Origin of the sequence: Actinoplanes auranticolor (assembly GCF_018332655.1) — a bacterium.
In the GTDB taxonomy this organism is placed as follows: Bacteria; Actinomycetota; Actinomycetes; order Mycobacteriales; family Micromonosporaceae; genus Actinoplanes; species Actinoplanes auranticolor.
On record NZ_BOQL01000005.1, the window covers coordinates 120,814 to 147,356 of the forward strand.

22 protein-coding genes are annotated in these 26,543 nt (G+C 70.5%); 8 read left to right on the forward strand and 14 right to left on the reverse strand.

Annotation, left to right across the window (positions count from 1 at the left end; all coding sequences use genetic code 11):
• Window positions 1–36: 36 nt before the first annotated feature.
• On the forward strand, window positions 37–309 hold the full coding sequence (locus Aau02nite_RS02795; protein WP_212986705.1) for a DUF4190 domain-containing protein: 273 nt from the start codon (window positions 37–39) through the stop codon (window positions 307–309).
• A 136-nt stretch (window positions 310–445) separates the two neighbouring features.
• On the opposite strand, the gene Aau02nite_RS02800 is transcribed toward Aau02nite_RS02795, so the two are convergent.
• From Aau02nite_RS02800 to icmB, 5 genes are all read right to left on the reverse strand, one after another.
• Window positions 446–1,882 carry a cell division protein PerM gene (locus Aau02nite_RS02800; protein ID WP_246594847.1) on the reverse strand — a complete coding sequence of 479 codons (1,437 nt, stop codon included), beginning with the start codon at window positions 1,880–1,882 and terminating at the stop codon, window positions 446–448.
• Between the two features lie 311 nt (window positions 1,883–2,193).
• Complete coding sequence (sucD, locus tag Aau02nite_RS02805; protein ID WP_212986706.1) at window positions 2,194–3,075, reverse strand: succinate--CoA ligase subunit alpha; 882 nt, start codon at window positions 3,073–3,075, stop codon at window positions 2,194–2,196.
• 4 nt (window positions 3,076–3,079) lie between these two features.
• On the reverse strand, window positions 3,080–4,258 hold the full coding sequence (gene sucC / locus Aau02nite_RS02810; RefSeq protein ID WP_212986707.1) for an ADP-forming succinate--CoA ligase subunit beta: 1,179 nt from the start codon (window positions 4,256–4,258) through the stop codon (window positions 3,080–3,082).
• A 196-nt stretch (window positions 4,259–4,454) separates the two neighbouring features.
• Window positions 4,455–5,018 (reverse strand): hypothetical protein, encoded by a 564-nt coding sequence (locus Aau02nite_RS02815; protein WP_212986708.1) that lies wholly within the window; start codon window positions 5,016–5,018, stop codon window positions 4,455–4,457.
• 227 nt (window positions 5,019–5,245) lie between these two features.
• A complete protein-coding gene (icmB, locus tag Aau02nite_RS02820) occupies window positions 5,246–5,650 on the reverse strand; it encodes a coenzyme B12-dependent isobutyryl CoA mutase small subunit (RefSeq protein WP_212986709.1) in 405 nt (134 codons plus the stop codon).
• A gap of 436 nt (window positions 5,651–6,086) precedes the next feature.
• Between icmB and Aau02nite_RS02825 the strand changes: the two genes are divergently transcribed.
• Window positions 6,087–6,818 carry a M23 family metallopeptidase gene (locus Aau02nite_RS02825; RefSeq protein ID WP_212986710.1) on the forward strand — a complete coding sequence of 244 codons (732 nt, stop codon included), beginning with the start codon at window positions 6,087–6,089 and terminating at the stop codon, window positions 6,816–6,818.
• Between the two features lie 163 nt (window positions 6,819–6,981).
• Window positions 6,982–7,803, forward strand: a complete 822-nt coding sequence (locus tag Aau02nite_RS02830) for a M23 family metallopeptidase (RefSeq protein ID WP_212986711.1) — start codon at window positions 6,982–6,984, stop codon at window positions 7,801–7,803.
• Here Aau02nite_RS02830 and pcrA read toward each other — a convergent pair.
• The gene (gene pcrA / locus Aau02nite_RS02835) at window positions 7,800–10,277 is read right to left on the reverse strand and encodes a DNA helicase PcrA (RefSeq protein ID WP_212986712.1); all 2,478 of its coding nucleotides are present in this window, start codon (window positions 10,275–10,277) and stop codon (window positions 7,800–7,802) included. The two genes, Aau02nite_RS02830 and pcrA, sit on opposite strands and share 4 nt — an antisense overlap.
• Window positions 10,278–10,435: 158 nt before the next feature.
• On the opposite strand from pcrA, the gene Aau02nite_RS02840 reads away from it, so the two are divergent.
• The gene (locus tag Aau02nite_RS02840) at window positions 10,436–12,295 is read left to right on the forward strand and encodes a bifunctional metallophosphatase/5'-nucleotidase (RefSeq protein WP_212986713.1); all 1,860 of its coding nucleotides are present in this window, start codon (window positions 10,436–10,438) and stop codon (window positions 12,293–12,295) included.
• A 228-nt stretch (window positions 12,296–12,523) separates the two neighbouring features.
• Window positions 12,524–12,814 (forward strand): chorismate mutase, encoded by a 291-nt coding sequence (locus Aau02nite_RS02845; RefSeq protein WP_203773738.1) that lies wholly within the window; start codon window positions 12,524–12,526, stop codon window positions 12,812–12,814.
• Between the two features lie 93 nt (window positions 12,815–12,907).
• Here Aau02nite_RS02845 and Aau02nite_RS02850 read toward each other — a convergent pair whose 3' ends face one another.
• The 8 genes from Aau02nite_RS02850 to Aau02nite_RS02885 all read right to left on the reverse strand — a co-directional run bounded on the left by Aau02nite_RS02850 (window position 12,908) and on the right by Aau02nite_RS02885 (window position 22,639).
• On the reverse strand, window positions 12,908–13,930 hold the full coding sequence (locus tag Aau02nite_RS02850; protein ID WP_212986714.1) for an ABC transporter ATP-binding protein: 1,023 nt from the start codon (window positions 13,928–13,930) through the stop codon (window positions 12,908–12,910).
• Window positions 13,923–14,957: an ABC transporter ATP-binding protein gene (locus Aau02nite_RS02855; protein ID WP_212986715.1), complete on the reverse strand. Its 1,035-nt coding sequence runs from the start codon at window positions 14,955–14,957 to the stop codon at window positions 13,923–13,925. Before Aau02nite_RS02855 ends, Aau02nite_RS02850 begins: the two co-directional genes overlap by 8 nt.
• A gap of 8 nt (window positions 14,958–14,965) precedes the next feature.
• Window positions 14,966–15,934 carry an ABC transporter permease gene (locus tag Aau02nite_RS02860; RefSeq protein ID WP_438841094.1) on the reverse strand — a complete coding sequence of 323 codons (969 nt, stop codon included), beginning with the start codon at window positions 15,932–15,934 and terminating at the stop codon, window positions 14,966–14,968.
• A 7-nt stretch (window positions 15,935–15,941) separates the two neighbouring features.
• Window positions 15,942–16,868 (reverse strand): ABC transporter permease, encoded by a 927-nt coding sequence (locus Aau02nite_RS02865; protein WP_212986717.1) that lies wholly within the window; start codon window positions 16,866–16,868, stop codon window positions 15,942–15,944.
• A gap of 155 nt (window positions 16,869–17,023) precedes the next feature.
• Window positions 17,024–18,670 (reverse strand): peptide ABC transporter substrate-binding protein, encoded by a 1,647-nt coding sequence (locus Aau02nite_RS02870; RefSeq protein WP_212986718.1) that lies wholly within the window; start codon window positions 18,668–18,670, stop codon window positions 17,024–17,026.
• Between the two features lie 452 nt (window positions 18,671–19,122).
• Window positions 19,123–20,733, reverse strand: coding sequence for a peptide ABC transporter substrate-binding protein (locus Aau02nite_RS02875; protein ID WP_212986719.1), 1,611 nt, complete (start codon window positions 20,731–20,733; stop codon window positions 19,123–19,125).
• Between the two features lie 14 nt (window positions 20,734–20,747).
• Window positions 20,748–21,413 (reverse strand): response regulator, encoded by a 666-nt coding sequence (locus Aau02nite_RS02880; protein WP_212986720.1) that lies wholly within the window; start codon window positions 21,411–21,413, stop codon window positions 20,748–20,750.
• Window positions 21,410–22,639 (reverse strand): ATP-binding protein, encoded by a 1,230-nt coding sequence (locus Aau02nite_RS02885; RefSeq protein ID WP_246594850.1) that lies wholly within the window; start codon window positions 22,637–22,639, stop codon window positions 21,410–21,412. The genes Aau02nite_RS02880 and Aau02nite_RS02885 overlap by 4 nt, the downstream gene beginning before the upstream one ends.
• Window positions 22,640–22,850: 211 nt before the next feature.
• Between Aau02nite_RS02885 and Aau02nite_RS02890 the strand changes: the two genes are divergently transcribed.
• The 3 genes from Aau02nite_RS02890 (at window position 22,851) to Aau02nite_RS02900 (ending at window position 26,539) form a co-directional block, all read left to right on the forward strand.
• Window positions 22,851–24,575 carry a PspC domain-containing protein gene (locus tag Aau02nite_RS02890; RefSeq protein WP_212986722.1) on the forward strand — a complete coding sequence of 575 codons (1,725 nt, stop codon included), beginning with the start codon at window positions 22,851–22,853 and terminating at the stop codon, window positions 24,573–24,575.
• Window positions 24,572–25,189 carry a hypothetical protein gene (locus Aau02nite_RS46140; protein ID WP_246594848.1) on the forward strand — a complete coding sequence of 206 codons (618 nt, stop codon included), beginning with the start codon at window positions 24,572–24,574 and terminating at the stop codon, window positions 25,187–25,189. The genes Aau02nite_RS02890 and Aau02nite_RS46140 overlap by 4 nt, the downstream gene beginning before the upstream one ends.
• A 105-nt stretch (window positions 25,190–25,294) precedes the next feature.
• Entirely contained in the window at window positions 25,295–26,539 is a 1,245-nt protein-coding gene (locus Aau02nite_RS02900; protein WP_212986723.1) for a phosphatidylserine decarboxylase, read from the forward strand.
• The last annotated feature ends 4 nt before the right edge of the window (window positions 26,540–26,543 follow it).

Below are 26,543 nucleotides of genomic sequence, written 5' to 3' on the forward strand. Positions count from 1 at the left end.
CACCGCATTGCGCGGATTTATCTGGAGGATTCGCCCGTGACGCCACCGCCCTACTACGGTCAGCAGCCGCCCGCAGCGCCGGGCAACGACAAGGTGACGCTCTGGGGCGTCCTCGGCATCGTGTTCGCCTTCTGCTGCTGGCCCCTCGGCATCGTCTTCGGCGTGCTGAGCCTGCTCGAGGCCCGCAAGGTCGGCAAGAAGCCGACCCTCGCCTACGTGACCTTCGGTGTCATCGTGCTGGCGCTGGTCATCAACATCATCCTGGCCGCCACCGGCGCGCTGGGCGACATCATGTCGTCGAACTCCTGACGATCTGAACGCACCACCGCAAGGGCGTCCCGGCAGCTGCCGGGGCGCCCTTCGCGCATCTCGGAGGGGCTCCCGCGGACGTCGGGCCAGCGCCGGACCGGAGGCGCCTTCGCGGATTCCTCCGCCGGAAGCCGGTTCAGCCGCGGGCCGGGGCGCGGAAGGCGCGGCCGGCTGCCGCGCCGATGCAGGCCGAGACCGTGACCACCATCGTCGCGATCAGGGCGACGTGCCACGGGACCGGGCCGATCTCGGAGAGCCGGCCGTCGCCCAGCGGCCCGCCCGACATCCACGACAGGACGCCCAGCACCAGCCCCGCCACCGGTCCCGACAGAGCCGCCGCGCCCAGCACCAGCGACCAGCTCGGCTCGACCGGCGCCGGGTCGCCGGGAGTGCGCCCGTGCACCAGGTGCCCGTCGACCACGTGGTGCAGGTTGACCAGGCGCCGGGTCAGCAGCCAGCCGGCCGCCATCGCCGCCAGCACGGGCACCGCCAGCAGCGCCGCGCCACTCGCGCCCATCGGGCCGTCCGGCAGGCCGGCCAGCAGCGGCACGGTCGGCAGCGGGCCGAGGGTGACCTCGGTGACGCGTACGGCGGAGTCGGCCCCCAGCAGGAAGCCCGGGCCCAGCAGGTACGCCGCCGACCAGATCACGCCGTTCGCCCCGTACGCCAGGCTGAGCAGCGTGATGCCGGCCTGCCCGGCCACCCCGGTCCGGTACGCCGAGATCATGTCCGCCGCCTGCCCCCCGCCGATCGCCACGGACAGGCCGGCGAAGGCGGCCCCCGCGGCCAGCACGAGCAGCGCCGCCACGACGCCGGTCCGCAGGCCGTGGCGCAGCGCCGGCGGGATCCGGCGGGCGGTCACGACCAGTGCGTCGGTGCTGCGCAGCGAGCCGATCAGCGAGAACACCAGCCCGGCGAGGAAGAAGTTGAACGCCGTCCGGCCGGTGGACACCTCGGTGCCCTTGCCGTCGACGATCAGGGCCGCCAGGGCGCCCAGCAGCGCGTACCAGATGCCGATCATGCCGGCCACCAGCAGGGCCACCCGGGGTGAGCCACTGCGCCGGGCGCCGATCGCGCGGGTGACGTGCAGGCCGGCGCGGTTGAGGCGCCAGCCGGCCAGCAGGGTGAGCAGCAACGGGGCCAGGCCGAGCGGGCCGATGGAGGTGCCGATCGGCACGCCGTGGCCGAGCAGCCAGCCGGCCAGCCCGGCGTGCGCGGCACCGCCCAGTCCGCCCTGGCCCTCCAACGTGCGGGCCAGCCCGATGACCGCCACGACCGGCACCCAGGTCACCAGCGCGGCCCAGCAGGTCGCGAAGGCCGCGGCCACCGGCAGCGGAGCCCGGCCGGTGGACGGCGGGCGGCGCCGGCCGGGGAGCTTGACCGTCTCGTGGTTGCCGCGATCGAGGCGCACGGTGGCGCGATCGGCCGGGTCGACCCGGACGGTGGGGCGATCGGGCGCCGAGGGGCGCACCGTGACCGTCTCGCGGGCGGCAAGGTGAACGGCCTCGGCGGCCTCGAACTGGTCCTCCGAGCCGGCGGGTCGACCGTCGCGACGGTCGGGAGTGGTCGGCATCGCGGCCTACTTTTCCACGCCGGGCGGCCTGCGGCGACGCAGAAACGGCGACGCGCCGCACATCGACCACCGGAAAGCTCCGCATCCGAACGCCTGTGCTGACGGTCGCGCCGGCAAACCACCCGAAACGACCGCCCCAGGGGGCTCAATCCGCAGCAAAAGGTACGGTCCGCGACTCGTCCGCGGGTGGTGACCCGCCGCCGAGGACGGCTTCCGGGGCCGGGCGCGGCGGAAAGTCGCCGGACACAGCGACGCGCCGCGGTGCGGACGTGGACCGTCCGTGCCGCGGCGCGCCTGTGGCCGTACCAAGGTCAGCTCATGACCTCGCGCATGAGCCGCGCGGTTTCGCTCGGGGTCTTGCCGACCTTGACGCCCGCGGCCTCGAGGGCCTCCTTCTTGGCGTCGGCGGTGCCGGCCGAACCGGAGATGATCGCGCCGGCGTGACCCATGGTCTTGCCGACCGGGGCGGTGAAGCCGGCGATGTAACCGACCACCGGCTTGGTCACATTGGCCTTGATGAACTCGGCCGCGCGCTCCTCGGCGTCGCCGCCGATCTCACCGATCATCACGATCGCGTCGGTCTCCGGGTCCTCCTGGAAGGCCTTGAGCGCGTCGATGTGCGTGGTGCCGATGATCGGGTCGCCGCCGATGCCGACCGCGGTGGAGAAGCCGATGTCACGCAGCTCGTACATGAGCTGGTAGGTCAGCGTGCCGCTCTTGCTGACCAGGCCGATGCGCCCGCCCGGGGTGATGTCGGCCGGGATGATGCCGGCGTTGGACGCGCCGGGCGAGGCGATGCCGGGGCAGTTCGGGCCGATGATCCGGGTCTTCTGCCCGCTCGCGACGTTGTGCGCCCAGAACGCGGCCGAGTCCTGCACCGGTACGCCCTCGGTGATGACGACGGCCAGCGGGATCTCGGCGTCGATCGCCTCGAGCACGGCGCCCCTGGTGAAGGCCGGCGGCACGAAGATGACCGACACGTCCGCGCCGGTCTCCTTCATCGCCTCGCCGACGTTGGCGAAGACCGGCAGCTCGGTGCCGTCGAAGTCGACCGTCGTGCCCGCCTTGCGCGGGTTGACGCCGCCGACCACGTTGGTGCCCGCGGCGAGCATCCGGCGGGTGTGCTTGGAGCCCTCCGCGCCGGTCATGCCCTGGACGATGACCTTGGAGTCCTTGGTGAGCCAGATTGCCATGTCGTCACTTCCCCGCAGCTGCGAGCTCGGCGGCCCGCTCGGCCGCACCGTCCATCGTGTCCACCCGCTGCACCAGCGGGTTGTTCGCCTGGTCCAGGATCGCCCGGCCGGCCTCGGCGTTGTTGCCGTCGAGACGGACCACGAGCGGCTTGGTGACGGCCTCGCCGCGCTCACCGAGCAGGGCGAGGGCCTGGATGATGCCGTTGGCGACCTCGTCGCACGCGGTGATGCCGCCGAAGACGTTCACGAAGACCGACTTGACGGCCGGGTCGCCCAGCACGATCTCCAGGCCGTTGGCCATGACCTGGGCGCTGGCGCCGCCGCCGATGTCGAGGAAGTTGGCCGGCTGGACGCCGCCGTGCCCCTCGCCCGCGTACGCGACCACGTCGAGCGTCGACATGACCAGGCCGGCACCGTTGCCGATGATCCCGACCTCGCCGTCGAGCTTGACGTAGTTCAGGTTCTTCGCCTTGGCCGCCTGCTCCAGCGGGTCGACCGCGGACTGGTCGATCAGCGCCTCGTGGTCGGGGTGGCGGAAGCCGGCGTTCTCGTCCAGGGTGATCTTGGCGTCGAGCAGGAGCACCCGGCCGTCGCCGACCTTGGCCAGCGGGTTGACCTCGACCAGCGTCGCGTCCTCGGCCACGAAGGCCTGCCAGAGCTTGACGGCGATGTCGACGATCTGCTCGGCGACCTCGGCCGGGAACCTGGCGGCGGTGACGATCTCGCGCGCCTTGGCCTCGGTGACACCCTCGTTCGCGTCGATGGCGATCTTGGCGACCCGCTCCGGGTCCTCCTCGGCGACCGTCTCGATCTCCATGCCGCCCGCGACGGAGGCGATGCAGAGGAAGGTGCGGTTGGCCCGGTCCAGCAGGTAGGAGAAGTAGTACTCCTCCTGGATGTCCGCGGTCTCCGCGAGCATCACCTTGTGCACGGTGTGGCCCTTGATGTCCATCCCGAGGATGTCCGTCGCCCGGGCCTGCGCCTCGTCGGCACCGTCGGCGAGCTTGACCCCGCCGGCCTTGCCGCGGCCGCCGACCTTCACCTGCGCCTTGACCACGACCTTGCCGCCGAGTCGCTCGGCGATCGCGCGGGCCTCCTGCGGGGTCTCCGCGACGCCGCCGCCCAGCACGGGCAGGCCGTGCCGTTCGAACAGATCGCGCCCCTGATACTCGAACAGGTCCACGTGTCTCCTTTCGCTCGCGACGCTTGCCCCGGCAAGCCGCGTACCCGCGTCCCGACCTGATGTCCGCGGCGCGTCGTTGCGTCGCCGCCAGCGTGAGAGAAATGTCGGCCCTGGGGCCTCATTTCGCAGCCTAGCCACATCACTGCCGGGTCCGCCGCCGCGGGTGCACGGTGTGCAAGACCACACAGCCGCAGCGCTACGTCAGCGGGACGCGTCCCCCGGCGAAGTACGCGACGGCCTGCAGGATCTCCTGCTCGCTCCGGTCGGCGAAGTTGAGCGTCGCGGTGAAGCCGGTGCCGAAGGCGGCCTGGGTGACCATCGAGTCGAAGGCGGTGAACGCGCCCAGCTTCTGCTCGGCCCGGGGGTCCCGCGGCGCCACACAGAGCATCTTCTCGAAGCTCCAGCGCCGGCGGGAGATCATCCCGATCGCCTCCCAGGGCAGCCAGATGGCCTGGCCCCGGCTCGGCCGGGTCTTGATCCACAGACCGGCCGGCCCCACCGCGAGCACCGGGCCACCGGTGGCGAGCAGCCACACCTGCAGACCGACCAGGCCCACGAAGAAGATCGCGATGACCAGGAAGACCACCAGCAGGGCGAGCCCGTTCTCGGAGCCGATCGCGCCGAGGCCGAGCACGCAGCCGAGGAAGGCCAGCAGAGCCAGGACGAAGCCGCCGAGGACCACGGCGCGCTTGCGGAGGCTGGGCCGGACGATGAAGGGCTGGTCCTCAGGGATGCGCGGGACGACGGGGTAGGGCTGCACGGTGCGAGAGGCTACGCGGAGCCGGTGGAAAAAGTCGCCCCGAGTCGCGTAACCCCGGTACGGGGGCGTCGTTGAGTGTGATGTCGGAGCGCTGAGCGATGACGAGAGCGGCCGATGCCCTGTCGGTCGAGGGGTGGCGGCGGGGCATCGTGCATAGAGAGGCCGGACGTGTGAGGGGTGCGTCCGGCCTCTCCCTTAACTTCTGTTGACTCTTTGCGGTTATCCGGTCACGCCACTGGCGTGGCCACATTGGCGCGTACCCATTCGATGATGGATGCGGTCGTCGCGCCCGGCGTGAAGATATGGGCCACGCCCATCTTCTCCAGCTCGGTTATGTCGTCGGCCGGAATGATGCCGCCGCCGAATACCACGATGTCGGCCGCATCACGTTCCGCGAGCAGTTCCACCACCCGCCGGAACAGCGTCATGTGCGCACCGGAGAGCACCGACAGCCCGATGGCGTCCGCGTCCTCCTGGATGGCGGTCTCGACGATCTGCTCGGGCGTCTGGTGCAGGCCCGTGTAGACGACCTCCATACCGGCGTCCCGCAGGGCCCGGGCCACCACCTTCGCGCCCCTGTCGTGGCCGTCCAGCCCTGGTTTGGCGACGACGACCCTGATCCGTGCTTGCATCTGCGACCCCTTCGGCGCTCACCGGCTGCACTGCCGGCCGAGAAGGAAACTGCCACCTGAACGAACGGTAACCCGGCACGGTTGAACCGAGGAAGCCGCCGCTCCGTACTACCGCCCGGCACCAAGACCATCAGGGCACCGCACGCAAGCACCATTCAACGTATTCCACGTCACATGACTTTGCGTTAGAACCGCAGTTACGGAGCGCCAACGCCGTTTCCCCTCAAAATTGCCACCAACTCGGACATTCGCGTCCTAATGCCGACAGCTAACTGTCAGGGAATTGGCGCTGCGACTTGTGACCGGCGTTGCGTTTCGTTACCGTGGCCCACGGCTGTCAACCGGTTAACGCCGGACCGACGCTCGGCAAATCACCGCTGGAGCATCTGCTCCCGCCCAGTGCCTGCCGCTCTTTGCCACCGACGGAGGGTTGTTCGTGCGTCAGCGCTTGTCGTCTGAGCCCGACCGCTATCGCGGCCGTCGCCGCGTTCCTACCCCTCCGCGCAGCCGCTATGCCGTGGTCGTCACGTCGGCGTTCGTCGGCGCCGGAGTGGTCGCCCTGGGAGCCGCCTCGCAGCTCCCGGACGCCAAGGCCGTCAACCCCACGGTCCTGCAGAATCTCGAAGAGGCCGCGTCCGCCGGTGACGCCCTCGCCGAGCGCACCGCCGAGGGTGAGCGCGCCTCCCGTGGCGAGGAACGCGGCACCAACGTCAAGATCTCCGAGGAGCAGGCCGAGGCCGACGCCTGGCTGCTCCCGCTCAACGACTACCAGTTCACCTCGGCGTACGGCGTCCGTTTCGGCAAGCTGCACGCCGGCATCGACCTGGCGGCGCCCGAGGGCACCCCGTACATGGCCGTGCACGCCGGTCAGGTGACCTCTGCGGGCTACAAGGGCGGTTACGGGTACGCCATCACCATCAAGCACGCCGACGGCTCAGAGATGATCTACGCCCACTCCCGGCGGCTGCTGGTGAAGAGCGGCGACAAGGTCAAGGCCGGCCAGGTCATCGGTGAGGTCGGCAACACGGGTTACTCGTACGGCACCCACCTGCACCTCGAGGTGCACGTCAAGGGCGCGCCGACCGACCCGATCGTCTTCCTGCGCGAGCACGGCGTCGACATCAAGCTCCGCATCGAGTCGGTGTACGGCGACCTCGCCGCCTCCTGATCCCGCTCCACCCACCGCCGGGCCGCTGACGGCCCGGCGGTTCCTCATGTCCGCAACCGTCCCGCAACCGGGCCGGTTGCACCGGGCGTAGTCCCCTCAAGGATCCGCAGGACGGTGCCGACAGGCTTATGTCGGACACCGAGACCTGGAGGATCACCCCGCCGTGCAGCATCGAGCCAACCGGAACGTCCGCGGCCGCCACCGCCGAAGGACGCCGCTGCACAGCCACCGCGCCCCGAGCACCCCCGTCACCGAGAAAGGCCGCTATGCCGTGGCCGCGGCCCTGGTCGCCGGCGTCGGCGTGGCCGGGCTCACCACGGCGACCGACGGCGCCTCCTCCGCGCCGGCGACCACCAAGACCCGCCAGGCCGCCGCGGCGGCATCACTCGCCCCCAGCGCGCCCGCCCCGGCCCCGACGCCCACAGTGACGCCGTCCCCCACGCTCTCGCCGTCCCCGTCCGCCCCGTCCCCCACGTCGGCCTCGATTGCCGGCGTCCTGCCCGTGGACGAGGGCCTGCCCTTCGTCCCGCAGGCCCGCAAGGAGAAGCCGCTGCCTCCGCTGCCACTCTGGGTCAACCCGATGCCGGAAGGCGCGACCACGTCCTGCTTCGGCCCGCGCTGGGGCCGCCTGCACGCCGGGGTCGACCTGGCCGCGCCGGAGGGCACCCCGATCCGCGCCGTGGGCGCGGGTGTCGTCGTGACGGCCGGACCCGCCGAGGGCTATGGCAACGCCGTGCTGATCGACCACGGCAACGGCTACCTCACCCACTACGGGCACATGTCCGTGATCACCGCGACCGTCGGGCAGCACGTGGCGGCCGGCGACCAGATCGGCGACGAGGGCTCGACGGGCCACTCGACCGGCCCGCACCTGCACTTCGAGGTGCACCAGGGCGCCTACAAGAACCCGATCGAGCCGACCGCCTGGATGCGCGAGCGCGGCATCGACATCACCGGCTGCGCCACCCCGGCCGAAGCGAGCTAGATCTTCTCGATCGGGGCGTGCCGCAGGACCAGCCACATGACCTGGTCGCCGAAGTCGATCTGGGCGCGGGCACCCGGACCATGGCCGTCCACGGTCACCACCCGGCCCAGGCCGTAACGCTGGTGGTTGACGCGGTCGCCGGCCGCCACCTTGGGCGCCTGCTTCATCTCGCTCGCGGTGGTCAGCCTGCTGGCGTCCACGCCGAGGCGCTGGGCCAGCTGCTGCGCCTTCGGGGTGCCGCCGGAGAAGCCGCCACCCCGGCCGCGGTCGCCGCCGCCACGGCCACCGACGCCACCGCCGGTGCCCGACCACGACGTGTAGGACCCCGCCGTACGCTCCCAGCGCACCAGCTCGGGCGGCAGCTCGTCGGTGAAGCGCGAGGGCGGGTTGTACTGCGGCTGGCCCCACGCCGACCGGGTCACCGCCCGGGAGAGGTAGAGCCGCTGGCGGGCCCGGGTGATGCCGACGTACGCCAGCCGGCGCTCCTCCTCCAGCTCGGTGTTGTCCCCCAGGGCGCGCATGTGCGGGAAGACACCGTCCTCCAGACCGGTGAGGAACACCACCGGGAACTCGAGGCCCTTGGCCGTGTGCAGCGTCATCAAGGTGACCACGCCCTGGTGGTCGGGATCGTCACTGGGAATCTGGTCGGCGTCGGCCACCAGGGCCACCTGCTCCAGGAATCCGGCCAGCGTGGCGGCGGGCGCTTCCCCTCCGACCACCCCGCCCGCCACCCCTGACAGGCCTGAAGCCTCCTCCGCTGCCGCCTGGGCCTCGACCCGCTCGGTGTACTCCCGGGCGACGCTGACGAGCTCCTGGAGGTTCTCCACCCGGCCCTGGTCCTGCGGGTCGAGGCTCTCCTCCAGCTCGGACAGCAGGCCGGAACGCTGCAACGCGGCCTCCAGCACCTCCTCCGGCGGCGCGGTGCGCGACATCTCCCGCAGGTCGTCGAGGAGCTGCACGAAGTCGGCGATGCTGTTGGCCGCGCGGGTCGAGATGCCGGGGGCGTTCCTCGCGCCGCGCAGGGCCTGCCCGAACGAGATCCGGTCGCGCGTGGACAGTGCCTCCACGCAGGCCTCGGCCCGGTCGCCGATGCCGCGGCGCGGGGTGTTCATGACGCGGCGGATGCTGACCGTGTCGTCGTCGTTGACCACCGCGCGCAGGTAGGCCAGCGCGTCGCGGACCTCCTTGCGCTCGTAGAAGCGCACCCCGCCGACGACCTTGTACGGCAGGCCGACGCGGATGAACACCTCCTCGAAGACGCGGGACTGCGCGTTGGTGCGGTAGAAGACCGCGACGTCGCCGGGGCGGACCTCGTGGTTGTCGGTGAGCCGGTCGATCTCGCGGGCCACCCAGTCGGCCTCGGCGTGCTCGGTGTCGGCGACGTACCCGACGATCTGCTCCCCCGCGCCCTGGTCGCTCCAGAGGCGCTTGGGCTTGCGGGAGGTGTTGCGGTCGATGACCGCGTTGGCCGCGGACAGGATCGTCTGGGTGGAGCGGTAGTTCTGCTCCAGCAGGATCGTGCGGGCGTTCGGATAGTCGCGCTCGAACTCCAGGATGTTGCGGATGGTCGCGCCGCGGAACGCGTAGATCGACTGGTCGGCGTCGCCGACGACACACAGCTCGGCCGGCTCGATCTCGCCCTCGGCCGGTCCGACCAGCTCCTTGACCAGCATGTACTGCGCATGGTTGGTGTCCTGGTACTCGTCGACCATCACGTGGCGGAAGCGGCGGCGGTAGACCTCCGCGACGTGCGGGTGCGACTGGAGCAGGTGCACGGTCGCCATGATGATGTCGTCGAAGTCGAGCGCGTGCGCCTCCTTGAGGCGGCGCTGGTACAGCACGTACGCCTCGGCGACGGCGCGCTCGTTGGGGCCCTTCGCCCGGTCCTTGAACTCCTCGGGCTCGACCAGCTCGTTCTTCAGGTTGGAGACCTGGGCGGCCAGGCCCCGGGCCGTGTAGCGCTTCGGGTCCAGGTCGAGCTCGCGGGCGACGAGCTGCATCAGCCGCCGCGAGTCGTCCGCGTCGTAGATGGAGAAGGTGCTCTTCAGCCCGGCGTGCTCGTGCTCGGCCCGCAGGATGCGCACGCAGGCCGAGTGGAAGGTCGACACCCACATCAGCCGGGCCCGGGGACCGACCAGGGCGGCGACCCGCTCCTTCATCTCACCGGCGGCCTTGTTGGTGAAGGTGATCGCGATGATCTGGCCGGGATGCACGTCCCGCGCGGCCAGCAGATAGGCGATTCGGTGGGTCAGCACCCGGGTCTTGCCCGAGCCGGCCCCGGCGACGATCAGCAACGGTGACCCGGCGTGGGTCACCGCGTCGCGCTGCGGGGTGTTGAGCCCGACCAGCAGGGACTCCGGATCCGGCCGGCGGGCCTGCTGCCGCTTGGGTGCATCCTCCTGACCAGGGGATTCAGCCACCCGGACAGGCGGCATGGCAAACAAGGGCTGGGTGTTTTCCGGAAGGGCTCGCATCGCCGGACAAGTCTATGCCGCACCCCCGACAATCTTCGGTGACGGTGTACAACCATTCGCCGCAACCAAGCTGTCATCCCCCAGCGGTAGCGGTGACCAGCATCTATACAGCACGCTGGGGGCGTTGGTTGATCCGTCCGACCGGGAGACCGAATACTATGGACCACCCCCGCCGCCGCGGCTGGACCGTGCTGCGTCATCTCGCCGTACCGGCCCTCGCTCTGGCCGTCGTCGCCACCCTGCCGACGACGAAGCCCGAAGCAGCACCGGCCACCACGCCCGTTGCCCAGCATCTGCCGGGCATGGCCCCGGCCGGCGTTTCCTACGGACTGCCCGGCAAGACGGTCAAGGGCCAGTTCCTCAGCTACAACGACTTCCACGGGGCCATCGACCCGCCCGCCGGCAGCGGCGCCGCCGTCAACGGCACCCCGGCCGGCGGCGTCGAATACCTGGCGACCTATCTGCGCAAGCTGCGGGCCGAGGCCGCCGCCGACGGCCGCAAGACCTTCACCGTCGGCGCCGGCGACCTGATCGGCGGTACCCCGCTGGTCAGCGCGGCCTTCCACGACGAGCCGACGATCGAGCTGATGAACGAGATCGGCCTGCAGGTCAGCTCCGTCGGCAACCACGAGTTCGACGAGGGCGTCGACGAGCTGATCCGGATGCAGCGCGGCGGCTGCCACCCCGAGGACGGCTGCCAGGACGGCGACGGCTTCGGCGGCGCCGAGTTCACGTACCTCGCGGCGAACACCATCAACAAGAAGACCGGCCTGCCGATCCTGCCGCCGATCGACATCAAGTTCGTCAACGGCGTACCCGTCGGTTTCGTCGGCCTGACCCTGGAGGGCACCGCCGGCATCGTCAACCCGGCCGGCATCCGGAACGTGCGCTTCGCGAACGAGGTCGAGACGGCCAACAAGTGGGGCGCCCTGCTCAAGCTGTTCGGGGTCAAGGCGCAGGTGCTGCTCGTGCATCAGGGCGGCCAGCAGAACGTCTCCGAGCAGGTTCCGGTCCCGGGAGTCTCGGACTGCAACGCCTTCTCCGGGCCCATCGTGCCGATCGTCGCGGGCCTCAACCCCGAGTTCCGCCTCGTGGTCTCCGGCCACACGCACCGCTTCTACACCTGCACGCTGCCGAACTCCGCCGGCACCTCGGTGGTGACCAGCGCCGGCACCAACGGTCAGCTGGTCACCGACATCGACTACGCGATCGACCGGCGCACCGGCCGGTTCGCCGAGATCACCGCGAAGAACGTGGTCGTGGAGAACGGCGTCTCCGACGGCAAGGGCGGCTGGCTCAGGGACGCCGCCGGGGTCTTCCTGAAGAACCCGGACACGGTCGACCCGAACGCCAAAAAGGTCGCGGACAAGTACCGCACCGCGGTGGCCCCGATCGCCAACCGGGTCGTCGGCACCATCACCGGCGACATCACCCGCACCGCCGGCGCCAACGGCGAGTCGGCGCTCGGTGACGTGATCGCGGACGCCCAGCTCGCCTGGACGAAGAGCGCCGGCGCGCAGATCGCGCTGATGAACCCGGGCGGTATCCGGGCCGACTTCGACGCCGAGGCCTCGGCGGGCGGGGAGGCCACCGGCCAGGTGACCTACGGCGAGGCGTTCACCGTCCAGCCCTTCAACAACCTGGTGGTCACCCAGACCCTCACCGGCGCACAGCTCAAGGACGTGCTGGAGCAGCAGTTCGTCGGCTTCGGCGGGCAGACCACCCAGCGCATCCTGCAGGTGTCGGCGGGCCTGACGTACTCGTGGAACAGCACCGCCCCGGCGGGCTCGAAGGTGAGCGTGCTGGCCTTGAACGGCACCCCGATCGACCCGGCCGCCTCCTACCAGGTCACCACGAACGACTTCCTGGCCAACGGCGGCGACGGCTTCACCAACCTGACGCTCGGCACGGGCCGCACCACGGCACCGGGCTTCGACGTCGACGCCCTGATCGGCTACCTCGGCGCGGGCACCCCGGTCGCGCCGGGCCCGGCCGACCGGATCACCCGGATCGGCTGATCGGCCGCGTCCCACGGTTCGGGCCGTTTCCTTGCGGAGCGGCCCGAGCCGGGTACATACTCGCTTCGTGATCCAGCAGACGCGATTTTTCTACTACGGACCCGGAGCTCCGGCGACCGTAGGACGCGTCTGAACGACAGACCTACATCAAGCCCCGGGCTCCCGAGCCCGGGGCTTGATGCTGCCCGGGCCGGGCCGACCGGGACGTCAGCACCCGAGGAGCACGACATGAGCGCAGACCTGATGGACCAGCAGACCGGCGCCGGCGCCGAACCGGCCGCGGAGGAGATCAAGGCGATCCGCGAGCGCATCGACGAGATCGATCAGGCGCTGATCGACTTGTGGCTGGAACGCTCGCGGCTGTCCCAGCACGTCGGCCGCACCCGGATGGCATCGGGCGGCACCCGGCTGGTCCTCTCCCGGGAGCGGGAGATCGTCGAGCGCTTCCGGGAGGCGCTCGGCCCGGACGGCACCCAGGTGGCATTGCTGCTGCTGCGTGCCGGTCGCGGACCCCTCTAGCAGCTCCGGCCTCGGTGCCGGCCCACCCCCACAGACGCGCGCCGCCGCGGCCCTCGGCAGAGGACCACGGCGGCGCGGATCAGCGGAGGCGGCTCAGAGCGTCCCGGCCTCGTGGGTCACCAGGATCTCGCGCTCCTCGGCGAAGTGGCAGGCACTCGGGTGGTCCGTGCCCGGCCGCTCCACCAGCTCCGGAACCTGCTCGGCACAGATGTCCTGAGCCTTCCAGCAGCGCGTCCGGAAACGGCACCCCGACGGCGGGTTCGCCGGGCTCGGCACGTCGCCGGTGAGCCGGATGATCGCCTTCGTGCCGCGGCTGTTCGGGTCGGGCACCGGCACCGCCGACAACAGCGCCTGCGTGTACGGGTGCGTCGGCCGCTCGTAGATCTGGTCCTCGGTGCCGATCTCGACGATCTTGCCGAGGTACATCACCGCGACGCGGTCGGACAGGTGCCGCACCACCGAGAGGTCGTGGGCGATGAAGATGTAGGCCAGCCCCAGTTCCTTCTGGAGGCTGTCCAGCAGGTTCATCACCTGCGCCTGGATCGACACGTCCAGCGCGCTGACCGGCTCGTCACAGATGATGATCTCCGGGCGCAGGGCCAGCGCCCGGGCGATGCCGATGCGCTGGCGCTGACCGCCGGAGAACTGGTGCGGGTAACGGTTGATGTGCTCGGGGTTGAGCCCGACCACCTCCAGCAGCTCCTGCACCTTCTTGCGCCGGCTGCCCTTGGGCGCGACGTCGGTGTGGATCTCGAACGGCTCGCCGATCAGGTCACCGACCGTCATCCGGGGATTGAGCGACGTGTACGGGTCCTGCATGACGAGCTGGATCTGCCGTCGCAGCTTGCGCATCTCCCCGCCGCGCATCGAGAACATGTCCCGGCCGCGGTACTCGACCGAGCCCGCAGTGGGCCGTTCGAGATTCATCAGGACCCGGGCCAGCGTCGACTTGCCGCAGCCCGACTCCCCCACGATGCCCAGCGTCTCGCCCGCCTTGAGGCTGAACGACACGCCGTCCACAGCCTGGACCTGACCGATGGTCTTGCGGAAGAGCACACCCCGGGTGACCGGGTAGTGCTTGACGACGCTCTTGGCCTCGAGAATGGTCTCACTCACCGCGCAGAACCTCCTCGGCGAAGTGGCAGGCGCTGCCCCGCGCCGGTGCCACCACGCGCAGCGGGGGCACCTTCTCGACGCAGACGGGCTGCGCCTTGGGGCAGCGGGGGTGGAACGGACAACCCGGCGGGATCCGCATCAGGTTCGGCGGGAGCCCCTTGATGGTGCGGAGCTCCTGCCCCTTCTCGTCGATCCGCGGGATCGAGTTGAGCAGACCCACGGTGTACGGGTGCGCCGGCCGCGCGTACAGGTCGTGCACGTTGGCTTCCTCGACGATGCGCCCGGCGTACATGACCGCGATGCGGTCCGCCACGTCGGCCACGACACCCAGGTCGTGCGTGATGAGGATGAGCCCCATCTGGCGCTCGCGCTGCAGGTCGGCCAGCAGGTCCATGATCTGGGCCTGCACGGTCACGTCCAGCGCGGTGGTCGGCTCGTCCGCGATGAGCACCTCGGGGTCCAGCGCCAGCGACATCGCGATCATGACGCGCTGCCGCATACCACCGGAGAACTGGTGCGGGAACTCGGTGACCCGCTGCTTCGCGTTGGGGATCTTGACCTGGTCGAGCAGCTCGATCGCCCGCTTCTTGGCGTCGCCGCGGCTGAGCCCCTTGCGGATGCGGAACTGCTCGCCGATCTGGAAGCCCACGGTGAAGACCGGGTTGAGGGCCGAGAGCGCGTCCTGGAAGACCATGGCGATGCCGTGGCCACGGATCTTGCGGCGGCCCTCCTCGGACATCTTGAGCATGTCCTTGCCGTGGAACCGGATCTCACCGCCGGAGACGAAGCCGGGCGGCTGGTCCAGGATGCCCATGATGGTCTGGGCGGTCACGCTCTTGCCCGAGCCGGACTCGCCCAGGACCGCCAGGGTCTCGCCGGCGTCGACGTGGAACGAGACGCCGTTGATGGCCTTGGCGATGCCCTCGCGGGTGCGGAACTCGACGTGCAGATCCTCGACCTCGAGGAGCCGGCCGCTGGGACGGCCGGTCGTCGAGAACTCGGGATCGGTGATGACAACTTCGGACACGGTGGCTCCTACCGCATTTTCGGGTCGAGGGCCTCGCGCACGGCCTCGCCCAGCATCACGAAGCTGAGCACGGCGGTCACGAGGAAGGCGGCGGGGAAGAGCAGCAGGTACAGCGAGACGCGGATGTAGTTCTGGGATTCGTTGATCATCACGCCCCAGGACACGACCGGCGACTGCAGACCCACGCCGAGGAACGACAGAGTCGCCTCCGCACCGATGAAGGAACCCACCAGGATCGTGGAGTAGACCAGGAGCGGGGCCAGGCAGTTCGGGATCAGGTGCTTGAACACGATGCGCAGATTGCTCGCGCCCAGGGCCCGGGCCGCCACGATGTAGTCGGCCTCCTTGGTGGCCAGCACCGACGAACGCATGATCCGCATCGAGACCGGCCAGCTCAGCAGGATCAGCGACGCGACCACCAGCATGATGATCTCGAACTCGCCGCGGTTGGCGCCCGGCGGGTTGAACGTGAACAGGATGACGATCGCCCCGAGCACGAACGGCAGACCGAAGAAGATGTCGGCGATGCGGGACAGGACGGCGTCGAACCAGCCGCCGCGGAAGCCGGCGATCACGCCGACCAGGCCACCGATCAGCACGGTACCGAGGGTCGACAGCACCGCCACCATGATCGACGCTCGGGCACCGTAGATGACCCGGGCGTACACGTCACGCCCCTGCACGTCGTAGCCGAACCAGGCGTCGGCGGACGGGCCGACGCGGCTGCGCGACAGCGTGCCGTAGTCGGGATCGGCCGAGGTGAACAACGACGGGAACGCCGCCATCACCAGGAACAGCACGATGAAGAACGACGAGATCCAGAACAGCGGCTTACGGCGCAGGTCGCGCCACGCGTCACCGAGCAGGCCACGAGGCTTGTCGGCCTGCTGGTTCTCGGGGAGTCCCGCGTCCGTGGGGGCGGTGGCCCCCGGCGCGGTGGGTTGCTCGGCTCGGGGCGTGGTGACCATCGAGCTCATGGTCGGATCACTCATAGCGGATCCTCGGGTCCAGGAGGGCGTACAGCATGTCGACCAGCAGGTTCATCACCAGGTAGACGAGCACCAGGATGACGACGATGGAGACCACCGTAGCGCCTTCCTTGGTCACGATGGCCCGGTAGACTTCCCGTCCGATTCCGTTGATGCCGAAGATGCCTTCGGTGACGATTGCGCCGCCCATCAGGGCGCCGAGGTCCGTACCGAGGTACGTGATGACCGGGATCAACGAGTTGCGCAGCAGGTGCACCCCGACCACCCGCCGCATCGGCAGGCCCTTGGCGATCGCGGTACGCACGTAGTCGGCGCTCCGGTTCTCCGCGATGCTCGTGCGGGCCAGGCGCGCGACGTACGCCATCGAGACGCTGCCCAGCACGAAGCCGGGGATGAGCAGCTCGGTGAACGACGGCGGGTTGGAGACCGTGGGCTTGATGATGCCCCACTGGACGCCGAACAGGTACTGCAGGAAGAAGCCGGTGACGAAGGTCGGCAGCGCGATGAGGAACAGCGTGGAGACCAGGACCAGGTTGTCCAGGAAGCCGTTGCGTCGCAGACCGGTCAGCACACCGGCGGTGAGGCCGATGAGAGCCTCGACCGCGAGGGCGACGAACGCCAGCTTGATGGTGTTCGGATACGCCGCCGCGATGAGGTCGTTGATCGACCGGCCGCCGAAAGTCTCGCCGAAGTCGCCCTGCAGGAGGTTCTGCATGTACGTGAAGTACTGCACGTACAGGGGCTGATCGAGGTTGAACTTCTCCGTCATGACCTGGATGTAGTTGTCAGGACAGGGACGGTCGCCACACTTGCCCGCGAAGGGATCGCCAGGGACGGACCAGACGAGCCAGTAGATGAGAAAGGTGGTTCCGATAAAGACGGGGACAAGCTGAAGTAGCCGTCTGACGATGTAACGGCCCATAGGTCCTCCCAGAGACGGGCGCTTGTGGCGCCCCGTGCGGATGTTGGGCGCTCGTGATGCCCAGTGTGTACCAGCAGGCGTCGGCACGCCCCTCGTAGACCGACTCAGGTCCGGCCCCCCGAGTGAGGAGCCGGACCTGAGGTCAGAAGCTACGCCTACGCGATTTCGACCGAGGAGAGGTCGATCTCGCCGACGTTGCTGGTGTTGACGTTCTTCACCTTGTCGGAGGTACCCGACTGCTGGTTCGAGAAGTAGACCGGAATGGTCGGCACGTCCTGGTCGATCAGCTTCACAGCCTCAGCGAACTTGGCGTGCGCCGCTTCGACGTCGGTCGAGGCGGTGCCCTCCTTGTAGAGCGCGTCCACCTGCGGGTTGCTGTAGCTGCCGTCGTTGGAGGAACCGCCGGTCACGTACAGCGGGCCGATCCAGTTCTCCACGTCCGGGTAGTCCTGCTGCCAGCCGGCGCGGTACGGACCCTTCATCTGCTTGGCGTTGATGCCCTGACGGAAGACCGCGAAGGTCGGGATGCCCTCGGCGCGGATGTTGATGCCGAGCACGTTCTTCACGCTCTGCGCGACGGCCTCCATCCACTCCTTGTGGCTGGCGTCCGCGTTGTAGTACAGGACCATCTCACCGGTGAAGCCGCCGGCCTTGGCCAGCGCCGCCTTGGCGCCCTCAGGGTCGAACTTGCACACGGTGCAGTTGCCCTTCTGGTTGCCCGGGGTCAGCGGGTTCGCCCAGCTGTCGGCGGGCGTACGCGCCCCGAAGAAGATCTTGTCGGTGATCTCCTGGCGGTTGATCGCCAGCGAGACGGCCCGGCGCAGATCAGCGTTCTTGAACCGCGCGTCGTAGATCGGGAAGGCGATGATGCCGGTGCTCGGGATCGGCACGTTGAGCGCGCGGTCACCGAGGTCGGTCTTCCACTTGTCGCCGGCGAGCGCCGAGACCGGGATCTGCTGCTGGAAGTCGAGGTTGCCCGACTGGAGGTCGGCGTACGCGGCCGTGTCCTCCTGGTACATCTTGACCGTGACGTCCTTGATCTTGACCTTGTCGTCGAGCGTGTACTCGTCGAAGCGGGTCAGCTTGATCTCGACGTTGTCGGTCCAGGAGACGAACTTGACCGGGCCGTTGCCGATCGGCTTCTTGCCGAACTCCTCGGGCTTCTGGGTGAAGAAGACGTCGGGCAGCGGCATGTAGGCGCTGTAGCCGAGCTTCGTCGGGAAGATCGAGAACGGCGTGGCCAGCGTGACGGTGAAGTTGTAGTCGTCGACAACCTTCAGGCCGGACATGGTCTTGGCCTTGGGCTCCGGCGCCTTCTTCGGGCCGTCGTCATCCGGGTCCGGGGTGTTGACGTCGGTGAAGCCCGCGATGTCGCTGAAGAAGCTGGAGTTCTGCGCACCGTTGGGCGAGTACGCGGCCCAGTTCCAGGCGTCGACGAAGTTCTTCGCCTTGACCTCGGTGCCGTCGTGGAACTTGGTGCCCTGCTTCAGGGCGATCGTGTAGACCTTGGAGTCGGTCGTCTTGATCGACTCCGCCACGGCGTTCTTCGGGGCGCTGCCGTCGTTGGGGTACGTGACCAGACCGGTCCACATGAAGTCGATGATCTTGCCGCCACCGGTTTCGGTGGTGCTGGCCGGGACCAGCCCGACCTCTGGCTGGGTGCCGTCGATGGTGATGGCACCGTTCGCTGTATCGCCGCCGGCATTGTCGGTGTCGCTGTCGCCGCCACCGCTGCATCCGGCCGCCACGAGCGCAACGGCCGCGGTCGTAGCGACCAGCCTCGCCCGCTTCGAGACTCTCATGGTTGGGGGCCTCCTCTTATGCATATCTGGTGATCACATCTGGATCACCCGCCTGCTCGCAGCCCCCGATCGGCGGTCGCCGATGTGGTGCGGCAGGAATTCGGAACTTCTGACACCTCAATACATCGTCTGTCAACCACACGACGGCCGATCGACGACAGCCCCGGAGCTCGCGCACAGCGCACCGCCGTCGACAGCGCGTTTCACATGAGCTCCCGGCGGCTCGTCACAGGCGCGTGAGGCCGAAGCAACTCTGACACCTGCCGACCCAGCACGGAAAGACGTGTTATCAATCCGATACGGGCCCAGGATATGTGCAAATGCGCAGCGCAGAGGCGATTACCGCACAAAAGATCCGGCACAAACCGGGCGGTTCGCCACCTTCCCCGTGGGCATCTCGGTGCCGCCGGAGCCACCCGCCGGCCCGCCCGGACGCCCCGGCCCGGGACTTCTCAGCCGGTCAGTTCAACGCCCAGCACATCGATGCGCTGAGCGGAATCGATCGATACGTTGCCGACTCTTTCGGAGTGTCCGAAGACGTTCTGCCCGAACCGCAGCGGGATGACCGGCATGTCCTGCGCCAACAGGTCCTCCGCCTCCTGCCACTGCTTGACCGCCCGGGACAGCGTCGGTGCTTTGGCGCCGGCGGCGACCAGATTGTCGAAGGCCGGGTTGCTGTAGCCGGACAGATTCGCCGAGCCGTTGGTCGCGTACAGCGGGGACAGATAACTCTCCGGCAGCGGGTAATCCATGGTCCAGCTCAACCGGACCAGGCCGACCGCCTGACGCTTCTCCACCTTGGCCAGCACTTCGGCGAGGTCGCCGGCGACGGCCCCGGTGCACTTGACGCCCAGCGACGCGGTGAGCTGCCGGCACAGGTCGTCGATCCAGCTCGGCGGGCCGCTGTCGCGGCTGGAACTGATCGTGATCTCCGCCGGACCGCCGGCGGCCCGGTACATCTCCCTGGCCCGCGCGGGGTCGTACCGGCAGTAGTCGGCGCAGGAACCGGCCCGGTAGCCGGGGACCACCGGAGACATGAACGCCGTGGCGGCGGTCTCGGTCCCCCGGAAGGCCCGGTCGATCAGCTCCTGGCGGTTGATCGCCAGGGACAGCGCCCGGCGCACCTCCGGCTCGGCGAACCCGGGCTGGGACGCCGGCAGCCCGAGGAAGGTGTAGGTGGAGTTCGGGCTCTTCCGCAGGCGCGGCCCGAGGTCCGTGGCGGCCTTGCCGACCAGCTCGACCGGGATCCTGGCCTGGATGTCGATGTCCCCGTCGACCAGATCGGCGTACGCGTCCCCGACGTCCTCGTACATCCTCCACAGCAGGCCGTCCACCTTCGCGGCCGTGCCCGCGAAACCCGGCGTCTTCTCCATCAGGATCCGGCTGCCCCGCTCCCACCGGCCCTTGAGTCTGAAAGGGCCGTTGCCGACGACGGCGTTCTCGAAATCGCCGGCGATGACACCCGGCGCGGAGAAGGCGGCCTTGGGCAACGGGTAGAAAGCGGCGTCGTTCAGCAGAGTGCCGAAGCCGGCGAACGGTGCCGACAGAGTCACGGTGAAGGCGGTGTCACCGACCTTCTTCAGGCCCCGCAGCGTCTTGGCCTCGGGCAGGCCCTCCGGGTCCCGCGCCTGCAGGTCGGCGTACCCCTCGATGCGGTCGTAGTAGGACGTCGCGCTCTGGTGGTTCGGGCCGTAGGCGCCGTAGTTCCAGGCGTCGAGATAACTGTCCGCCGTGACCTGCTCGCCGTTGCTGAACGTGAGCCCCGGCTTCAACTGGACGGTCCACACCCGGGCCGTCCGGTCGGCCTTGACGGACTGCGCCGCGGCCGGGACCAGCGCGCCCCGGCCGTCGACGGTGACCAGCGGCTGGAACAGCGCGGCCAGCACCTGCTTGCCGCTCACGTCCACGGTGTCGCTGGGGATCAGATGCCGGGGCTCGGCGATGCCGATCACCACCGTCCGGGCCGGGACGTCCTCGTCCGGGCCCTGGTCCGTGCAGCCGTACGCCGACAGGACGAGGGCGAGCGCCGCAGCCGCCACCAGTCGTGGGGCCTTGCGGACCATGGTGCGGGACTCCTTCAGACGAGCCGGCGATCAGCCGCCCAGCGTGACAACTCGTACCGGTTCGACATCTGCAGCTTGCGCAACACGTTCGACACGTGAGTTTCCACAGTCTTGATGGAGATGTACAGCTCCTTTGCGATCTCTTTATACGCGTACCCGCGGGCCAGCAGCCGCAGCACTTCGCGCTCACGGTTGGTGAGCTGGTCCAGCTCCGGATCCGCCACCGGGACGTCGGGGCGCGATGCGAACGCGTCCAGCACGAAGCCGGCCAGCCGCGGGCTGAACACGGCGTCGCCGTCGGCCACCCGCCGGATCGCCGCCGCCAGCTCGTCGGGCGAGATCGTCTTGGTCACGTAGCCGCGGGCGCCAGCCCTGATCAGGCCGATCACGTCCTCGGCCGCGTCGGAGACCGACAGGGCGAGAAACTTCACCTGCGGATGGGTACGCCGCATGGCGTCGAGCACCGCGCGGCCACCGCCGTCGGGCATGTGCACGTCGAGCAGCACCACGTCGGGAGTCGTCGCGGCGATCCGGGCGACGGCCTCGGCCACCGTGCTCGCCTCGCCCACCACCTCGACGTGGGCACCGAGCTCGGCGCGGACACCGGCGCGGAACATGGCGTGGTCGTCCACGAGGAAGACGGTCAGCCGCCGGTTCTCCTCGGCTACAGGCTCGGTCATCGTGCTGTCTCCTTTCCGGCGGTGACGCTCTCCCGGGAAACCGGCAGCGTCAGGCGTACCTCGGTGCCGTCCCCGGGGGCGCTGCGGATCTCGGCCTTACCGCCGTGCCGCCGCATCCGCCCGATGATGGAACCGCGTACCCCGTGTCTCGTATCCTCCACCGCCGTCAGTTCGAAGCCGGCGCCGCGGTCGCGTACGAAGACGCTCAGCTCCTCGGTCTCCACCTCCGCGTAGAGCGACACCGTCTGCACCCCGGCGTGCCGGGCCGCGTTGACCAGCGCCTCCCGCGCGGCGGCGACCAGAGCGGCCACCGACTCGTCACACTGAGTGTCACCGACCACCACGGTCTCGACCGAGATGGCGTACGTGTCCTCGACCTCGGCGGCCGCCTGCTCGAGCGCGGCGGCGAACCGCTCGGTGGGTGACGCGCTCGGCTTGTAGAGCCAGTTGCGCAGGCTGCGCTCCTGGCCGCGGGCCAGCCGCTGGACCTGTTTGATGTCCGCGGAGTTGCGCTGGATCAGCGCCAGGGTGTGCAGCACCTGGTCGTGGATCATGGCCGCCACCTCGGCGCGCTCCTGCTCCCGGATGCGGCCCTCCCGCTCGGAGCGGAGCTGGCTGAACGTGCGCCAGAGCAGCGGGGCGACCACGACGCCCACGCCGAGCAGGCCGACCAGCGCGAAGATCACCCCGTTGAAGACGGCGCTGAGGTTGCCGGCCGGGGCGTACACGGCCAGGATGCCGATCACGCCGGTGGCGACCAGGACACCACCGCCGATGAAGCGGAAGATGAACGAGCGGCGGTCACTCTCCGCGACCACCGCGGCGAGCCAGGGGGCCTGCGGGGTCGCGTCAGCCCACTGGCCGCGGCGGGTGGGGTCGGACTGGTGCCAGATCACGCCGGCGCCGACCGCGGTGACCGCGATGAGCCAGCCGGCCGTACCGGCCACGCCGTTGTCGCCGAAGAGCAGGCCCTGCAGCAGGATGACGCCCAGCCCGATCGCGCCGAACGGGAGCAGCAGCGCGAGCTCCCGACGGGTACGCCGGTTGCCGGTGGACAGCTCCTGCGGCAGCACGGCCCAGAAGACCGCGTAGAGCAGCAGGCCGAGGCCGTTGAAGCTGAGCAGGACGACCAGGGCGATGCGGACCGCGGTCACCGGGATGCCCAGATGGCGCGCCAGACCGGACGCGACACCGGCGATGACCCGGTGGTCGCGCGGCCGGTACAGCCGGCGCGGTGTCGGGGGTGCTGCGGTGGCGGTGATCGCTCCTCCTCCAGGTCTCGGCGCGGCGTGCGCTGCGGCCTGTTCGATCGTCACACGGGCAGGGGGTCGCGGGCCACGGGGAAACTCCCCCATCACTGCCCCCGGCGGATATCAGGGTGGCGTCAGGGTCGGCGCCTGAGGCGGCTGGGGTCGCCGGACCGCCAGTATCGACGTCATGACCGACGAAGCTGCCCAGTCCCGCGAAGCTGCCGGGCCGTCGCAGGACGCTCCGGCACCTTCCGCCGTCCCGCCGCCGGCGCCGGCTGCGTCTCCGGCCGCCGACCTGCCCCCGGCCTATGAGCCTCCCGCGCCGGGCGCTCCGCCGGTGGCCGACCCGCCCCCGCCCGGCTCAACGACCCCGCCGCCCCCTCCTGGTGCGACCTCTCCGCCCGGCGCGACCTCTCCGCCCGGCGCGCCCCCTCCGCCCGGCGCAACCCCGCCGCCCGGCGCGACCCCGCCGCCGTGGTTCGGGGCGCCGGACAGCGGGCCCACGTTCGCCCGGGAGAAGCTGATCCGGCCCACCAGCGGCCGGTACGTCGCCGGTGTCTCCGGCGCGATCGCCAACGCCACCAACACCGACCCGGTGCTCTGGCGGGTGCTGCTGGCCGTGCTGGGCTTCTTCGGCGGCGTCGGCGTGCTGATCTACCTGGTCGGCTGGCTGCTGATCCCGGCCGAGGGCGACACCGCGTCCCCGATCGAGTCCCTGCTCGGCCGCGGTCGCTCGGCGACCGCCCCGCTGTCGATCGTGCTGCTGGGCGGGGCGGCCGCGCTGACCTTCGCGTTCATCGTCCGCGACGGCTTCCGGGCCACGCTGCTCGCGGCGGCGGTGCTGGTCTGCGGCGGGCTGCTGCTCAGGCGGAACAGCCGGGCGAACGCCACCGGCCCGGGGCCCACGCCGGCACCGGGAGCCGGCCCGGCGCCGGAACCCGCACCGGCCGGCGCCTGGTCCGCTGCCACGGCGGCTGGTCCGGCCCCGTTTCCCCCGGCCCCGCCCGCCGCGACCCCGCCGCCGGCTCCGGCACCGGCCGCTCCGCACGAGCCTCGCACGATTCCGTTCCCGGCCGCGGCCGCACCGGCCCGCCAACCGGTGACCCCGCCGCTGCCACCGACTCCGCCCAACTACACCCAGGGGGCTTACGTGCCACCGAGCACCGCCTACGCGCCGCACCGGCCGCCCCAGTTCGGGCCGCCGCCCGGTGGCTACCGACCGCCGTTCGCGCCGCACGGACCGTGGGCCCAGGGCAGCAACCGCACGGTCCCGCCGCCGGCCCCGCCCCGGCCGCCGCGGCCGCCGAAGCAGCGCCGTGAGCGCTCCAAGCTCGGCCGGATCACGTTCTTCATGATCGTGGTGGTCATGGGCGTCCTGGCCCTGATCGACCTCTCCGGCGTGGACGTCTCGGTCTCGGCGTACTTCGCCGCCGCGCTGACCACGATCGGCCTCGGCCTGGTCGTCGGCGCCTGGTTCGGCCGGGCCCGCGGTCTCATCGCCCTGGCGGTGCTGGCCAGCTTCGGCCTGGGCATCTCCAGCGGCGCCGAGACCTGGGGCGGCGAGCTGGGCAACAGCTCCTACCGGCCGAAGACCATCACCGCGGTCGCGGACCGCTACGACTTCACCATCGGTACGGCCACCCTCGACCTGCGCGCCGTCGACTTCACCGGCAAGGAGCAGGCCACCACCGTCGCGATGAAGGTCGGCCAGATGAAGATCCTGCTGCCCGACAACGTCGACACCACCACCTCGGTGCGGATGGACGGCCGGGCCCGGATCTTCGGCCGCGAATGGGAAGGCAAGGACCTCGGCTCGCAGGAGGTCACGGACCTGGGGTCGGACGGCGCGGGTGGCGGCACGCTGCGCCTGACCATCGAGATGAACACCGGTGACCTGGAGGTGATCCGATGAGGCCGCACCGTACCGACAGCATTTCGCTGAGTTTCGGGCTGCTCTTCCTGCTCATCGCGGCCTGGTGGGCGATCGCCCAGGTGGCGACCGTCCGGCTGCCCGCCGCGGGCTGGCTGGTGGCCGGCGGCCTGATCCTGTTCGGCGCGGTCGGGCTGCTCGGCGCCATCCGCTCCGGCCGGCGCCCCGAGGTACCCGCCCCGGTGCAGGCCGAGGCGCAGGTGGAGACGCCGGGCGACCTTCCGCCGGAGATGCACGCGGACATCGTGCGGGAGCTGCTGGACAACCCGGCGGACCGGGTGGACCTGCACCCGGCGTACCTGAAGCACCCGGTCCCGGACCCGGCGACCAGCACCGGGCCGGCCTCGGCGCCGCCCGCGGCACCGTCGTCCGCACCGCCCGCGGCACCGTCGTCCGCACCGCCCGCGGCACCGTCATCCGCACCGCCCGCGGCGAGCGGGGACGACCCGACTGCTCCGCTGCCGACCGCCGGCGGGGCCGGCGACGAGCCGACCACCGAGGTGACCCGCGTGGATCCCGGCCCGGACATGGACCGGGACCAGGATCCGGACGAAGGCACGGACGGCGATCGGGACGGGGTTTCCCGGCGCGGCTGAGGCGACGCGCCGGTCGCGGGTCACACCACCGGGTGGGGCCCGCGACCGGCGCAATATGCTCTCCGAGCAGAGGAAATCCCGACAGCGCGAGGAGCCCGCACCGCTATGACGCCGTTTCCCGCCGTGTCCACCGCACCTGTGACCGGCGTCGGGCCGCGTGCCGCACGCGCCCTCACCGCCGAGTTCGCCCGTCACAACGCCGCCACGACCGCCCTCGTCATCGGGGCCGACCACGCGTCGACCGTGGTGGCCGCCGTCGTCGAGGCGTTGCTGCCCGGCGACACCCTGACCCTGGTCGCCGGCGAGCGCAGCACCGCTGAGCTGCTGCGGGACCACATCACCGGGCTGGGCAGCTGGATCGCCGACCGGGTCCGGATCGTCGACTCGCTGGCCGAGGCCGACCCGGCCGACGTGGTCATCCTGGGCGAGCCGCTCACCGGCACCGCCGAGGAGGCCCGGGCGGTCCTGGAGAGCCTCACCAAGTACCTCACCGAGGGCGCTGTCGTGTCCGTGGCGACCCCGGCGGTCCCGGGACGCACCGGGGGCGCCGCCGCCGAGCTTTTCCGGCAGAGCGCCCTGTTCGGGGTCGGCACCGACCTGGTGGCCCGGAACCAGCCGCCGCTGCGCGTGCACAAGCTGCGGTTCAGCCGGGCCGACACCAAGGTGGCCGCGACCCTGGCGCCGGCTTACCGGCCGTCGAGCGTGCCGGTCACCCGCTCCATGCACATCGACTCCAACGGGGTCGCGGCCGCCGGCATCGCGCTGGGTCTGGCCGGGCTCGCCCGTACGCTGCGCCCGAAGTCGAAGTTGTGGCTGCTCCCGGCCCTGGCGGCGGCTCCGGTGGCGGCGTTCTTCCGGGACCCGGAGCGCGACGTGCCCACCGAGGCGAACGCCGTCGTGGCGGCCAGTGACGGCCGGGTGCTCTCCGTGGAGCGGCTCACCGACGAGCGGCTGGGCGAGGGTGAGTTCCTGCGCATCGCCGTATTCCTGTCGGTCCTGGACGTGCACGTCAACCGGGTGCCGGTGGCCGGCCGGGTGACGGACTACTTCGTCATCGACGGCGGCTACGCCAACGCCATGACCGCGGCGGCCGAGCACAACGTGGCGGCGTACACGGTGCTCGACACCGACCACGGCACCGTCGCGGTGGCTCAGCGCACCGGCCTGATCGCCCGGCGGATCGTGCAGCGCACCCCGGTGGGCACCCTGGTGGCCAAGGGTGAGCGGATGGGCCTGATCCGCTTCGGTTCCCGCACGGACGTCTACCTGCCGGCGGACCGCGCCGAGGCGGTCGTCGCCGTGGGTGACAAGGTCATCGGCGCGAGCTCGGTCATCGCCCGCTGGAAGTAACCCG